This window comes from Sporosarcina sp. BI001-red (genome assembly GCF_003384035.1).
GTDB lineage: Bacteria > Bacillota > Bacilli > Bacillales_A > Planococcaceae > Sporosarcina.
Genome location: NZ_QQAK01000011.1, coordinates 1 through 13,532 on the forward strand (window position 1 = coordinate 1; position 13,532 = coordinate 13,532).

Consider the following 13,532-nt stretch of genomic DNA (forward strand, 5'->3'; position numbering starts at 1 on the left):
CAGTGTGGCCGATCACCCTCTCAGGTCGGCTACGCATCGTTGCCTTGGTAGGCCATTACCCCACCAACTAGCTAATGCGCCGCGGGCCCATCCTGCAGTGACAGCCGAAACCGTCTTTCAGAGTTCCTTCATGCGAAGGAACTGATTATTCGGTATTAGCCCCGGTTTCCCGGAGTTATCCCCATCTGCAGGGCAGGTTGCCCACGTGTTACTCACCCGTCCGCCGCTAATCACTAGGAGCAAGCTCCTAGTGATTCGCTCGACTTGCATGTATTAGGCATGCCGCCAGCGTTCGTCCTGAGCCAGGATCAAACTCTCCATAAAAGAGAATTGATTGCTCAATTCGTACTGGCATCATTTAAGATGTCTATCAGATCAGTTAAGATCTGTTTGTGTTTGTTCCACCGGCAGAACCGGTTTCCCAAACGATATTTCGTTGACATTTTGCTGTTCAGTTTTCAAGGTTCATATGGTTAAAAATTATGGAGCGGGTGAAGGGAATCGAACCCTCATCATCAGCTTGGAAGGCTGAGGTTTTACCACTAAACTACACCCGCGATATTATTATTATATTATGGCGCGCCCGGCAGAAGTCGAATCCACAACCTTCTGATCCGTAGTCAGACGCTCTATCCAATTGAGCTACGGGCGCTCGATGAGATTTAAAATGTGTTTGGTGCGGTAAAGAGGACTTGAACCTCCACGGGTTATTCACCCACTAGGCCCTCAACCTAGCGCGTCTGCCATTCCGCCACTACCGCTTATTTATTATTTTTGCGACATCCCTTATTATACACGATAAGTAAAGTTTGTCAACACTTAAGTTTCAAAAAAATAATTTAAGTAGTAAATGGTGAGCCATGCAGGATTCGAACCTGCGACCCTCTGATTAAAAGTCAGATGCTCTACCAACTGAGCTAATGGCTCGTACAATTTCGAGATCAGTTAATGTTCAGATTAACTCCAAACACCTCGTGATGTCTCTCGCTAAGTTTTTCAAACACTGTTTGAAAAACTTGGCTGGGGTAGCTGGATTCGAACCAACGAGTGACGGAGTCAAAGTCCGTTGCCTTACCGCTTGGCTATACCCCATTATTATTAAGTGAAAGAACATGGTGACCCCTACGGGATTCGAACCCGTGTTACCGCCGTGAAAGGGCGGTGTCTTAACCGCTTGACCAAGGGGCCATTTATAATGTATTACTTTGTCGTTTGTCGTCGTTGTTCCTTGTCGACTTTTATTATTATAGACACTCTTTCACTATTCGTCAACTGTTTTTAAGAAAGTTTTTTAAAAAACGTTCAACCCCTTGATATAACTGGGGTTGAACGTCTTGAAAAGCTAGCACTATTAAGCTTCTTTAAGGCTACCGTGACATTTTCCGCATCGGAATCGCTTAGTATCTACTCGTCGTTTCCGATTATATTGAAGCCCGCAATTTGTACAAATGTATATACGGATCTTCCTGATAGACGTTTTACGGTTCTTGAGTGGTTTACAAAACCTTGGTGAATCCGTCTTTAGCAGAAGGTCTTTAAAGTCACGATCACCGTGCTTGTACCCTCTACCTTCTATATGAAGATGATAATGGCACAACTCGTGTTTCAAGACACCTTCCATTTCTTCCATTCCATATATCTGTTCAACTCTTGGATTCACCTGTATGGAGTGATCCGAAAGCATATACCTGCCGCCAGTCGTTTGAAGACGACTGTTGTAGACAGCATCATGAAGAAATGGTTTTTGAAACCACTGTACAGATAGACTTTCAGTAAGTGATTGCAAATCTTCAACCGAAAGATTGGTACCCTTCACTGTCATTTACGGGCAGGCGTCAGCATCGTCAAGGCGATTCTACCTTTTGCCTTATCTACAGACTCTACCCAAACCGTTACGATGTCCCCCGAAGCTACAACATCCAATGGATGCTTTACAAACCCTTTTTTCAGTTTAGAAATATGGACCAGTCCGTCTTCATGAACACCAATATCGACAAATGCACCGAAATCTACGACATTTCGGACAGTCCCTTGCATTTCCATGCCTTCATGAAGGTCTTTCATATCAAGAACATCTGCCTTCAGTAAAGGTTGCGGGTACTCATCACGAGGGTCACGATTTGGTCGTTTCAACGTTTCAATTACATCGTTAACTGTCACTGTCCCAACATCCAGCTTACGTGCTAGCTCAGCACTATTTAAATTAGTAAGTGCAGCAATTGCTTCAGGCGATCCGGTTTGTTCCTTTGAAATACCTGCTTCTCGTAAAATGTCTTCAGCGAGTGCATAACTCTCCGGGTGTATGCCTGTTGCATCGAATAATTCCTTTGCATTCGGCACTCGTAAAAACCCGATTGCCTGTTCATAGGTTTTCGCACCCAGTCGTGGTATCTTTTTCAGCTGCGTTCTTTTTTCAAACTGACCGTCTTCTTCACGTTTCTTCACAATATTTTCTGCAACTGTTTTAGACAACCCTGCGACATATTGCAACAGTGATGCAGAAGCGGTGTTTACGTTAACACCCACTCGGTTAACAGCGGTTTCAACGACAAAGGAGAGAGACTCTGCTAACTGCTTCTTCGCCACATCATGCTGATATTGGCCGACCCCTATTGATTCAGGATCAATTTTCACTAACTCTGACAGAGGGTCCTGCAGTCTACGCGCAATCGAAATGGCACTTCTTTGTTCCACTTGTAAGTCAGGGAATTCAGAACGAGCTGCTGCAGATGCTGAGTAAACACTAGCCCCAGCTTCATTGACAATGACATACGATACATCTGAATCGACTTCTTTAATCGTCTCTGCAATGAACTTCTCTGTTTCTCTAGAAGCAGTTCCATTTCCAATTGCGATTAGTTTAATATCGTATTTCTTAAGAAGTTGTAACACTGTTTGTTTCGACGCCTCTTTTTGAGGTTTCGGTGGATGTGGGTAAATAACCGATATTTCAAGGTTCTTCCCAGTCTCATCGATTACAGCCAATTTACAACCTGTCCTAAAGGCAGGATCGACTCCAAGTACCATACGTCCTTTTAATGGTGGCTGCAGCAATAAGCTCTTCAAGTTTTCCGCAAATACATGAATCGCTTGCGCCTCTGCCTTCTCCGATAACGAAGCGCGGACTTCACGTTCCACGGAAGGTGCGATTAGGCGCTTGAACGAATCTTCCAATGCTTCTTTCACATAATTTGAAGCTGGAGAAGATTCCCGTTTAATGACACTTCTCTCCAAATCTCCGACAATTCTATCTGCAGGGAATCCAACGGTAACGCGGAGTACTTCTTCTTTTTCTCCTCGATTTAAAGCGAGTACGCGATGCGGAACCACCTTGGACAACGGCTCCTCATACTCGTAATACATTTCGTAAATACTTTTTTCATCTTCAGCGCCTTTGCGTTTGGATGATACGAGTGTCCCGCTGGACCAGCTAATTTTACGAATTTTTTCTCGTAACGCGGCATCATCTGCAATACGTTCTGCAATAATGTCTTGTGCGCCTATTAACGCGTCCTCAACTGTATTCACTTCTTTTTCTTCATTAATGAATTCTTTAGCCAACGTTTCAACGGCTTCATTTGTAAATTGAAGAAGTTTGTCTGCAAGACCATTCAATCCCTTCTCAATCGCGATCATGGCACGAGTCCGACGCTTTTGTTTATAAGGACGATATAAGTCTTCAAGCCGTTGTAAAACGTCTGCTGTTTCTATTTGCTGTTCCAGTTCAGGAGTTAGCTTGTCTTGTTCGCCGATCAGACGAAGGACTTCCTCTTTCCGCTGTTCCAAGCCTTTACTGTATTGGTACGCGTCTTCAATGTCTTTAATCTGAACTTCATCTAACGATCCGGTTGCTTCTTTACGGTACCGCGCAATGAATGGTACCGTATTCCCTTCATCCAACAACGCAATGACTTGTTTAGTTTGTTTTAACGGAAGTGCTGCACGTTTTGCGGTCAATTCTAAAATTCGTTCCGACATTTCCATTCCCCCATTCATTACTTCTTAGTTTACCATGAAAGTGCACACAAAAAATCCCACTTCTAAGTTATAGAAGCAGGGTTCCTGCGATGAACGTCGCATCGTCGCCAGGTTTGACCGTTGCGCGCACCATTTCAGATAGCGTAAGCGGATCATCACTTTGGCTTAAATAAGCTTTAGGACTTCTTAGTTCGACACCGTCTGAGTGCATGAAGAACAGATCTCCATTTTGATAGACATACTCTTGTGTCTTCATTTTTTGAGGGCGACCGGATAAGTACCCCATCACGGGAAGTGGATAAAGCATCTTGCCGTCTTGTTGCCGGATATATAATCGGACATTTCCAACACAGCTATGTTGAATGGTATGTTTTACATAGTCAACCTTCACAATTGCTACCGCCGCACCACGTTTTTGTACCATATGCTCATTAATACGACTGAGTAGCTCTTCAATCGATTCGTAATGATGCTCCTCTAATATACGTGGCATGACTTCCGCAGACTGGCGAGCAACAATTCCACTACCAAGTCCATCTGCGATTGCACATATAAAATAATCCTCTTCCGCGTGTAGAAAGTACACGTCCCCAGAATCATGATTTCCACCTTTGGCCTGCTGATAGATATATGCCTCGATATGATCGTTTTTGAATGCTTCCATCAGGAGACTCCGCCTGCAGCCACTATGGCTTCCTGTAATTTCTTAATTGCCTTACGTTGAAGTCTGGACACATGCATTTGAGAGATGCCAAGAAGCTCACCGGTCTCCTTCTGGCTAAGTTGTTCAATATATGTATATTGGATAATCTGTTTCTCCCTGTCCGACAAAACATTCAAGGCATTTGCAACAAGTAACCGTTGGTCCGTTTTTTCGTATCCATCATCTTTTGACCCGATGATATCGAATAACGTGACCGTACCACCTTCAGAATCTGCTTCAAGAGTATGATCCATAGAGAGTGCCTGGTAACTACGTCCCATTTCCATTGCTTCCAGCACTGATTCCTCGTCCACTTCCAAGTACTCTGCAATTTCGCTGACTAGCGGAGATCGCTGGAGTTCTGTAGTAAGCGTTTCGACAGTCGCTTTAATACGTGGTCCTAGCTCTTTAATACGACGTGGTACATGGACTGCCCATGTTTTATCACGCAAAAATCGTTTAATTTCTCCAATAATCGTAGGGACTGCGAACGCTTCAAAACTACGTCCAAATTCGGGATCATACCTGCGTATAGCACCGAGTAGACCAAGCATTCCAACTTGCGCGATGTCCTCGTGATACGACTTACCTTTAGAGTATTTGCGAGCAATTGACTGAACAAGACGCTCATAATGAATGACGAGTTGAGTCTGTGCCTCATCGTCCTCATTTTCTTGGTATCGACGAATCCATTCTAAAACTTGTTCCTGAATTAGCGGATCACGAGTAGGCTGTTTGCTTGACATCCGCTTCGCCCCGCTCTCTGCCCAGGTACTTGGTCATGAAAACAGTAACTCCTTTTTCATGATGGACTTTCACGTCATCCATAAGCGTTTCCATTAAATAGAGTCCAAGTCCTCCTTCACGTAAAAGTTGAACGTCAGACTCCTGCTCTGTATAAGGTCCGACCCGTTTTTTAGTTTCTTCAAAATCGAAACTTTGACCGTGGTCGGCCACCATGATTTCTAATCTGTCTTCGTACAATGCACAACCTACGATGATTTCACCTTCTTCGTCTTCATCGTAAGCATGGCGTACTGCATTTGTAATCGCTTCACTGGAAGCAATTTTCAAGTCTTCAATTTCGTCGTATGTAAAACCAAGGCGGCTTGCTAGCCCTGAAATCGTTAACCTCGCGACGCCAACGTACTGTGCCTTAGCAGGAACTTTTATTTCAATGTAATCAAACGGTGCCATTAGGGTCCCCACTTTCCATTTCAATCTCAACCACATCATCAAGTCCTGTAATTTCAAATAGACGCTTCAGACGTTTGTTCAATCCCACGATTTTAACTGAGCCGTTCACAGCTTTCACTCTCTTATAAAAAGCTACAAAAACACCTAACCCTGTACTATCCATATAATTCACTTCTTTAAAGTCGAGCACAGCTTGACATTCCGGTTGGTCTGCAACTTTTTCAAGTCGTTCTTTTAATGTCGGGGCAGTAAACGCATCGATCTCCCCAATGATTTTAAATACATGGACACAGTCCTTCTCTTGTACATCAACTTGTAAATTCATCTATTCACACCCCATATTTTCTGTTGTAAACTAATTTTAGAGCTCTTAAGCTGTGTTTACCCAATTTTAGTGTGAACTAAACATTTTTATTCTTTCTTATAAAGGACAAGAGTAAAGTCGTCATGTAGCATGTAATTTTGCATTTTGAACAGTTCTGTATAAAGATGGTCGACGATTTGCTGTGCAGGTAAGTTTTTTACATCACGCAACATGTCCAAAATGACATCTTCCTCGATGAATCCTTCCGCATTTCTACCTTCAGTAACGCCATCCGTCAACATGACAATGAAGTCCCCTGACAATAACTCTACTGATTCCTGCTGGAAATCTACGTCTTTACTGATCCCAAGTAAAAGTCCTTTTGCATCCAACTCAACAAAGCGATCCTCTGCAGCCCGATAGAGCAGTGCTGGTTCATGGCCCGCAGAGCCGAAAGTAAAGGTGCTTGTGCTTGCAACGTACTTTCCATAGAACATGGAGATGAACATCGAATCATCCATACTTTTTTCGACAATTTGGTTAATAACTTCAAGTACATGACGTGGATCGTTCGCTTTTTCTCGCAAACTGTCCATCCCGAACTTGATCATCGACATACACAGCGCAGCAGGGATTCCTTTACCCATCACGTCTGCCACTGCAACACACGCTTCCTCATGTCCAGACTCGATGAAGTAGACATAGTCGCCACTCATTTTGTTCGCAGGCTTACTTACGATACCTATATCCAAACCGCCCACTTTCGGTACAGTCGTCTCAAGGAGCATATCCTGTACTTTTACAGCGACATCCATTTCGATTTCCATCGATTCTTGCTTACGTACAAGACTTTGATGCTCCATGAGCGCCAATCCGTAATGAATCATCATCTCTATTAAAAAATCGTAAGAGGGCCCGATTCGGGAAGCGAGATCAGGAAAGATCTTCTCCACAGATGTTTTATGAAGACTAATCACTTCTTCGGGTGAAATCTTTTTTTCGATGAATTTCCGACTGACTTGCTGAGCAGCATATAAATCGGTTTCATTCTCATGGGCGACATATTTTCGAAGCAATTCAGAGTATTGCTTTCCAACTTCTTGCGGCATATGTTACTCTCCTTATCGCAGCCATTTTGTAGCGGTTATTGTGGTACCCTTGCCAACCTCTGATTCGACTTTAAAATCATCCATCAAGCGTTTTACACCTGGCATTCCTGCGCCAAGTCCTCCAGATGTTGAAAATCCATCTTCCATCACTTTACGTAAATCTGGAATACCCGGTCCTTCGTCCGAAGCGATAATGGTCATTCCTTTCATGCCATCTGTCGAAACGCGCTCAATTTCTATCTTTCCTTTACCTGCATACAAGTAAATATTACGTGCCAGTTCGCTAATTGCGGTTGTGATTCGTGCTTGGTCCACTGTTCCGAACCCGGAGTTTTTCGCTTCATTACGACCAAGCTGACGTGCAGCAACAATATCCCATTCCGTGAAAATCTCTACAGAAGACCGATTACTCATATTTAGGCCTCCAATTCTCTGCGTAGCTTCGTAAGTCCGTTTTCAAGATCAAGGGCTGTCCTAACATTCTCCAAACGAATGCCGAGTTCAATTAGTGTAATTGCAACGGCAGGTTGGATTCCTGTTATGACCACTTTAGCTCCCATGAGACTTGACATACTAATTACGTCGCCCAGTACTTTTGCGATGAATGAATCGATAAAATCAATAGAGGTCAAGTCGATGACGACGCCTCTAGCTGTTGTTTCGTGCATTTTATTTAATAGATCTTCTTGGAATTGAATCGCAGTCTGGTCATCCAGCTCCCATTGGATGGAAACAATAAGTACTTCATCTAACTTCAATATAGGTATACGTACATTCATATTACTCTACCTCCACTATTTCTCTGTTCGTTAAGCTTAACGCTTCCTGCATTCCTCTGCGAAGCGTGCTTGTCGTCGTGAAATCACTTAAGTTTATGCCCAGTGCAACGATAGTTTGTGCAATTTCAGGTCGAATTCCAACTAACATACATTTCGCACCTACGAGGCGTACTGCATCTGCTGCCTGGATGATGTGATGTGCAACCATTGTGTCAACAACAGGAACCCCAGTAATGTCGAGCAATACAACTTCAGCTCGTTGCTGAACAACACCATCAAGTAAATTCTCCATAATCAACTTCGCTCGTTCTGTATCGATGGTGCCAACTAACGGCATGATGGATACCTTGTCAACTACTGGGATTAACGAAGCGGAAAGTTCCTGCAATGCTACTTTTTGCAACGTGTCCGTCTGCTCCCATTTGATGGAATACGCTTCTATGATACTTTCTCGCAAAGGGTTGATCCATCCAGTGAATACACCCATAAAGATTCTGAGATTTTGTTCTGTAATGACTTCCACGTCTTCCAGAAGTTCAAATACAACAGCGGCAAAATTATCAATTGCTTTGTTCACAAATTTGATTGACCAACCAAAGCGAATCACTTTCTCCGTGAAATCATCCAGTCGTTCGTTGTTCACCGCGTTTTCCCCTTCGTTGATGTTAGAAGTCATTAGCGTCGTAAATTCACGGCTAGTCTTTTCAACAAGGTGCTGCGGCATGAAGTGGAAGAAACGCTCTCCCTTTTCTTCTTTCATTAGTTCAATCCATTCCGCAATAATGGTGTCCATATGTTCGTTAACTACTATCCTCATTTTACTGTTCATAATTATGTCTTTCCTCCTTATGATGAATACACGATACACTTTGTACTCTAGTATAACGGATTAGTGGACGTTCAGCATCTTTTCTGTACAAAAAATCCATTCCGTCGGAGGACAGAATGGATTTCTTTGCTATGTATGCCTATAAGTTAGTGAGGCCAAAACTGACTTCTAATGCTTCGTCTACTTTCTGCATGACGTGATGGTCTAAATGGGTGATCTTATCTGTTAGCCTCGATTTGTCGAGTGTGCGGATTTGCTCGAGCAGGATTACAGAATCCCGCTCGAATCCATGACGGGCCGCATCAATTTCGACATGTGTCGGCAATTTTGCTTTTTGTATCTGGGCAGTGATGGCCGCCACAATCACTGTTGGGCTAAACCGATTCCCGATATCGTTCTGTATAACGAGAACAGGTCGTGTGCCGCCTTGTTCAGAGCCTACGACAGGCGACAAATCCGCAAAAAAGACATCTCCGCGTTTAATTGCCAACTTTTCATCCTCCGCTTACGATTCGTTCCACCGTATGCTGAGCTTCGAATTCCGCATGCAGACATTCAGCGGCAATTCCAAGATTGATCTGGGACATTTCCACATATCCGCGCATCATCTCTTCTCTGATTGCATTCAACTCACAATCAGTCTTGTACCGCGTAGCCGAGTAATATACGAAATCTCCCTGCTGCTCCTGATGGACGATCGTCTGTTCATTTTGTTTCAGCATTTTTGTGGGGATTTCCATAAGTAGTTCTCTTTTGTTTTGGTTAGCATCCAACTCTAGCACCTCCGACAAAACCCGATCCTCATTTCTATACTTATTTATCTTACCATTGGAGTTCGACAATGAAAAGACAAATTAGGTAATATAGCGACAAGTTGTGCAGTCAGGTTTGGTAGTTTGTCGAAAGTGCGAGAAGTAGAAGGTGCCAACTAATCCCCAAAATACTGTCTTTGTACACGTCTGGCAATCGTTACGGCAATTTCATAGGGAATTGTGCCGATACGAGTTGCCCATTCTTCCATTGTGATTTCTTCGTCCCCTTGTTTTCCCAATAACACAACCGGCTCCCCTTCAGGAAGTCGTTCGGGTAAGCGCACCATGCATTGGTCCATACAAATAGTTCCGACAATCGGAATGCGCCTGCCGCGAATAAGTACTTGCTGATTACGCAATCCTCGCTTCAGACCATCAGCATAACCAATCGGTAGCGTTGCGATCCATTCACCAGGTTCCGTCTCATAAGTAGCTCCGTAGCTAATTGGTTCTTTCGTTTGTGCTTGCTTCACAAATGAAATCTCCGTTTCTAGTTGAAGAGCACGTTCTAGTTGAAATGGTAGTTCTTGGGCAACCACCTCAGAAGGGGCAATGCCATACATCCCGATTCCGAAACGAACTGCATCGAGTGCAAAGTTCGGAAATCGAAGAGCTGCTGCACTATTTGCAGCATGAACGAGTTTTGGTCGTTCTGGGAAGTATTCTACTAGCCGATTAAACTTCCGGAATTGTTCCTCAGTTCTTTTCGTATCTTGTTCATCAGCAGTAGCGAAGTGCGTAAATATACCTTCCACTCTGATGGCTGAAGTTCCTTCAAGAATTTCAAGTAATTTAAGTATTTCTTCTTCACTTCGTACTCCTATCCTACCCATTCCTGTATCAATTTTTACATGGGTCTTCAAAGATTCTTTAATTCCCTGTAGTTCATCAGCCGCAGATTGCGCCCATTGGACTCCTGGAATCGTTACGATAATGTCTTGCCGTATCGCTTCTCTTAAAAAAGTTATCGGTACTGGTCCAAGCACTAAAATCGGTTGATGTATACCTGAATCCCGTAAACTTAAGGCTTCATCAGGTGTTGCGACAGCTGCCATTATGGCTCCTTCTTGGAATGCTGCTTGAGCACTTTCAGTCGCTCCATGTCCATAACCGTCAGCTTTCACGACTGCTATTACGCCTGTTTCAGATGGCAATATCTTATTTAAGTTTCTAACGTTCGCCCGAATCGCTCTTACATCAACGATGGCACGGGTCGGTCGATAGTTAAATGTGCCTGTCACGCGGATCACCTCTTCAGAATAAGTATTCTCATTATCATCCTGAAGAGCGTCGCACGTCAATCTAGATAACAAGCGGGTACCGGATTGTTCGGCACCCGCTTGTTGTGTTTGATTTACTTGACTACGTTCGGTTGCATGGAACTTGCCACTTGAATGAGTTCTCCCTTACTGAGAGACTCTGATGCCACGTAAAATGCGATTCCATCTTGTTCCCAGCGAATCGCATTTCCTGAAAGTGCTGCTACGGCGAATCCTAGGTCAACTGGATCCCCTTCAATGGATACCGCCACTTGGCTTTCCACTGCAGCCGCCGGTTCTTGAACAACGACGAACTCTTTTCCCGCTCCGCCATAAGATAGGAAGAGACGCGTTCCAGTTTCTGATGCGACTGGTTCTTCACTTAACAATGTGACACCTTCAAATGCAGCAGTAGGATAGAAAGTTTCAAGTGCCGCTTTTTTGTCCTTCGGTTTTTCGTCTTTCTTCTCATGGTCCATATTTTCCGTCTCGACTTTATAGTCATCCGCTTTACGCTTTACACCTAAAGTGATTTTCTGGAATGTCACACGGATTTTCTCTTCCTTATTTTCATCTAATAAGGAAACGTGAGTTGGAAGCATTGTCTTCTTGTCAATATGAATCTGTTGTGTCGGCAGAACTGCTTTATGATTATTGCGTGTTGCCGTTTCAAATACATACGACTTATCCTTCTCAGTCATCGTTGATTTCTTATCTGCTTTAATATCATCAGATAAAGTACTGATTAAGTACGCCTGGCTGTTTTGTGCAGGCCAATCACTTTGGAATTTGTACGTCTTGTTCAATGATGGCGTGACAACAAAAACCCCTTCTTCGTTACGGACGATCATCTGAGACTCATCTTTCTCTTTTTGTGAAACATCCACTTTGTAGAAATCAGGTTTCGTATGCCAAACCGTCACGTCATAAAGACGTGGTTCTTCACCGGTCTTAATCTCCATCGTTGCTTGAAGATCGTACCCATTGGAATCATTCCACTTTCCACTCAATTTCTTGACGACATCTTCTTTCGATGGTGCTCCGCAAGCAGTTAGTAACAAAAGAACCGCACCCAACAACAGTAATCCAATTTTGCTTCGCATTCAGGTCATCCTCTCCTATTTCAATCGGGTAGGTCATCTTATGAAGAGGGACAGTCATTTATGCAAAGCTGTTTAGAAGCGTTACATTTTTTGAAGAATTACTTGTGCCGCGGCTACTTTTTTCGTATGCGTAATGGAAACAAACCCATCCACAGCCTTCCCCTTAAAGTATAGGAAAGGTGCACCTTTTTCATTCGGCAAGATCGCAATATCAAGAAAACTGCATGTCGGACCAATGCCAGTTCCCAGCGCTTTTGCATAGGCTTCTTTCGCCGCGAACCGCCCCGCAAGGAATTCAACGCGACGGTGGCCTGAAAGTTTCTGGTAGTATTGCTGTTCTTCCGTTGTAAGAATTCGATTGCGGAATTTATCAGATTTGTTGTCCAGCTCCGCAATTCGATCAAGTTCTGTAATATCCAAACCAATTCCTGAGATCATTCGGTCACCTTCTTTCCATATAGAGTCGAAAACTTGTATACTAAAACAAAGATCGGGGGAGAGTCATGTTTATCCGCACTGAAAGTTTTTCTCAATACATTCGGCAATACCCTGTGGTGTCCACGCTTATCGCACTTAACGTCCTGATTCATCTACTTACATTTCTACCCATCATAGGGGATTCCATTTGGAACTTTGGAGTAGGCTCGAATTACATGATCGAACAAGGAGAGTATTGGCGTCTGGTTACACCCATGTTTTTACACTCTGGGATCATGCATCTATTATTCAACATGTTTTCCTTATTCATCTTCGGGCCCGAGTTAGAAAAGATGACCGGAAAAGCACGATTTTTGACTGTCTATTTATTAGCGGGTGTCTTCGGGGACATCGCGACTTTCTTCGTGTACGATTCCAGTTTTTTACACGTTGGCGCTAGTGGTGCGATTTTCGGGATCTTTGGTGCATTTGGAGCGCTTGTGTATTATACAAAAAAGATGTTACCTCAGCTTCGTCAAATCATCTTACCCATCATCGCACTTAGTGTTGTCATGACCTTTGTCGGTCCTAACATTAACGCAGCTGCACATATTGCTGGTCTGGTGGTTGGATTCCTGATCGGATTAGGCTTTTTCCATCCGAAGCGAATCATTAGCTGGCGCAAAAAGAAGCTCAAAGTTGTTCAGAAGAGATAAAGACTGCTAGAAAGTCAGTGTTGCTGACTTTCTGACAGTCTTTTTTTGTATTGAGGACACTTTCCTTTTGATTTATGATCACTTTTTGAGGTTTATGATCACTTTCACAGGTTTATGATCACTTTCTGTAGTTTATGATCACTTTCCCAGGTTTATGAGCGCTTTCCGTGGTTTATGATCACTTCCACAGGTTTATGATCACCTTCCATGGTTTATGATCACTTCCACAGATTTATGAGCGCTTTCCGTGGTTTATGATCACTTTCCCAGGTTTATGAGCGCTTTCCGTGGTTTATGATCACTTCCACAGGTTTATGATCACCTTC

16 protein-coding genes, 6 tRNA genes and 1 rRNA gene are annotated in these 13,532 nt (G+C 43.5%); 1 reads left to right on the forward strand and 22 read right to left on the reverse strand.

Annotated features, from left to right (window positions below; all coding sequences use genetic code 11):
- From DVB69_RS07040 to acpS, 22 genes are all read right to left on the reverse strand, one after another.
- Nucleotides 1–324 (reverse strand): 16S ribosomal RNA (locus tag DVB69_RS07040); the annotation flags it as partial.
- A 159-nt stretch (nucleotides 325–483) separates the two neighbouring features.
- Nucleotides 484–557, reverse strand: a tRNA-Gly gene (locus DVB69_RS07045).
- 18 nt (nucleotides 558–575) lie between these two features.
- A tRNA-Arg gene (locus DVB69_RS07050) sits at nucleotides 576–652 on the reverse strand.
- Between the two features lie 22 nt (nucleotides 653–674).
- Nucleotides 675–761: transfer RNA gene (locus tag DVB69_RS07055), tRNA-Leu, on the reverse strand.
- A gap of 90 nt (nucleotides 762–851) precedes the next feature.
- A tRNA-Lys gene (locus DVB69_RS07060) sits at nucleotides 852–927 on the reverse strand.
- 90 nt (nucleotides 928–1,017) lie between these two features.
- Nucleotides 1,018–1,092: transfer RNA gene (locus DVB69_RS07065), tRNA-Gln, on the reverse strand.
- Between the two features lie 21 nt (nucleotides 1,093–1,113).
- Nucleotides 1,114–1,188, reverse strand: a tRNA-Glu gene (locus DVB69_RS07070).
- Nucleotides 1,189–1,351: 163 nt separating this feature from the next.
- A complete protein-coding gene (locus tag DVB69_RS07075; protein ID WP_116018032.1) occupies nucleotides 1,352–1,822 on the reverse strand; it encodes a SprT family protein in 471 nt (156 codons plus the stop codon).
- Nucleotides 1,819–3,978 (reverse strand): Tex family protein, encoded by a 2,160-nt coding sequence (locus tag DVB69_RS07080; RefSeq protein ID WP_370452929.1) that lies wholly within the window; start codon nucleotides 3,976–3,978, stop codon nucleotides 1,819–1,821. The genes DVB69_RS07075 and DVB69_RS07080 overlap by 4 nt, the downstream gene beginning before the upstream one ends.
- Nucleotides 3,979–4,045: 67 nt before the next feature.
- Entirely contained in the window at nucleotides 4,046–4,642 is a 597-nt protein-coding gene (locus tag DVB69_RS07085; RefSeq protein WP_116018036.1) for a PP2C family serine/threonine-protein phosphatase, read from the reverse strand.
- Nucleotides 4,642–5,427, reverse strand: coding sequence for an RNA polymerase sigma factor SigB (gene sigB / locus DVB69_RS07090; RefSeq protein WP_116018038.1), 786 nt, complete (start codon nucleotides 5,425–5,427; stop codon nucleotides 4,642–4,644). The genes DVB69_RS07085 and sigB overlap by 1 nt, the downstream gene beginning before the upstream one ends.
- Complete coding sequence (rsbW, locus tag DVB69_RS07095) at nucleotides 5,402–5,878, reverse strand: anti-sigma B factor RsbW (RefSeq protein WP_116018040.1); 477 nt, start codon at nucleotides 5,876–5,878, stop codon at nucleotides 5,402–5,404. Before rsbW ends, sigB begins: the two co-directional genes overlap by 26 nt.
- Nucleotides 5,865–6,203: an STAS domain-containing protein gene (locus DVB69_RS07100; RefSeq protein WP_116018042.1), complete on the reverse strand. Its 339-nt coding sequence runs from the start codon at nucleotides 6,201–6,203 to the stop codon at nucleotides 5,865–5,867. Before DVB69_RS07100 ends, rsbW begins: the two co-directional genes overlap by 14 nt.
- A gap of 86 nt (nucleotides 6,204–6,289) precedes the next feature.
- Nucleotides 6,290–7,291, reverse strand: a complete 1,002-nt coding sequence (locus DVB69_RS07105) for a PP2C family protein-serine/threonine phosphatase (protein ID WP_116018044.1) — start codon at nucleotides 7,289–7,291, stop codon at nucleotides 6,290–6,292.
- A gap of 12 nt (nucleotides 7,292–7,303) precedes the next feature.
- Nucleotides 7,304–7,705 carry an anti-sigma regulatory factor gene (locus tag DVB69_RS07110; protein ID WP_116018046.1) on the reverse strand — a complete coding sequence of 134 codons (402 nt, stop codon included), beginning with the start codon at nucleotides 7,703–7,705 and terminating at the stop codon, nucleotides 7,304–7,306.
- Nucleotides 7,706–7,707: 2 nt separating this feature from the next.
- Entirely contained in the window at nucleotides 7,708–8,070 is a 363-nt protein-coding gene (locus DVB69_RS07115; protein WP_116018048.1) for an STAS domain-containing protein, read from the reverse strand.
- 1 nt (nucleotide 8,071) lies between these two features.
- On the reverse strand, nucleotides 8,072–8,899 hold the full coding sequence (locus tag DVB69_RS07120) for an STAS domain-containing protein (RefSeq protein WP_116018050.1): 828 nt from the start codon (nucleotides 8,897–8,899) through the stop codon (nucleotides 8,072–8,074).
- Nucleotides 8,900–9,038: 139 nt separating this feature from the next.
- Nucleotides 9,039–9,389, reverse strand: a complete 351-nt coding sequence (locus tag DVB69_RS07125) for a type II toxin-antitoxin system PemK/MazF family toxin (protein ID WP_116018052.1) — start codon at nucleotides 9,387–9,389, stop codon at nucleotides 9,039–9,041.
- Between the two features lie 4 nt (nucleotides 9,390–9,393).
- Complete coding sequence (locus tag DVB69_RS07130; protein WP_370452938.1) at nucleotides 9,394–9,681, reverse strand: transcriptional regulator; 288 nt, start codon at nucleotides 9,679–9,681, stop codon at nucleotides 9,394–9,396.
- Between the two features lie 146 nt (nucleotides 9,682–9,827).
- Nucleotides 9,828–10,952, reverse strand: coding sequence for an alanine racemase (gene alr / locus DVB69_RS07135; protein ID WP_116018056.1), 1,125 nt, complete (start codon nucleotides 10,950–10,952; stop codon nucleotides 9,828–9,830).
- 113 nt (nucleotides 10,953–11,065) lie between these two features.
- A complete protein-coding gene (locus DVB69_RS07140) occupies nucleotides 11,066–12,073 on the reverse strand; it encodes a LolA family protein (protein ID WP_116018058.1) in 1,008 nt (335 codons plus the stop codon).
- Between the two features lie 81 nt (nucleotides 12,074–12,154).
- A complete protein-coding gene (gene acpS, locus DVB69_RS07145) occupies nucleotides 12,155–12,511 on the reverse strand; it encodes a holo-ACP synthase (RefSeq protein WP_116018060.1) in 357 nt (118 codons plus the stop codon).
- Between the two features lie 65 nt (nucleotides 12,512–12,576).
- On the opposite strand from acpS, the gene DVB69_RS07150 reads away from it, so the two are divergent.
- Nucleotides 12,577–13,206 carry a rhomboid family intramembrane serine protease gene (locus tag DVB69_RS07150; protein ID WP_116018062.1) on the forward strand — a complete coding sequence of 210 codons (630 nt, stop codon included), beginning with the start codon at nucleotides 12,577–12,579 and terminating at the stop codon, nucleotides 13,204–13,206.
- Nucleotides 13,207–13,532 lie beyond the last annotated feature (326 nt).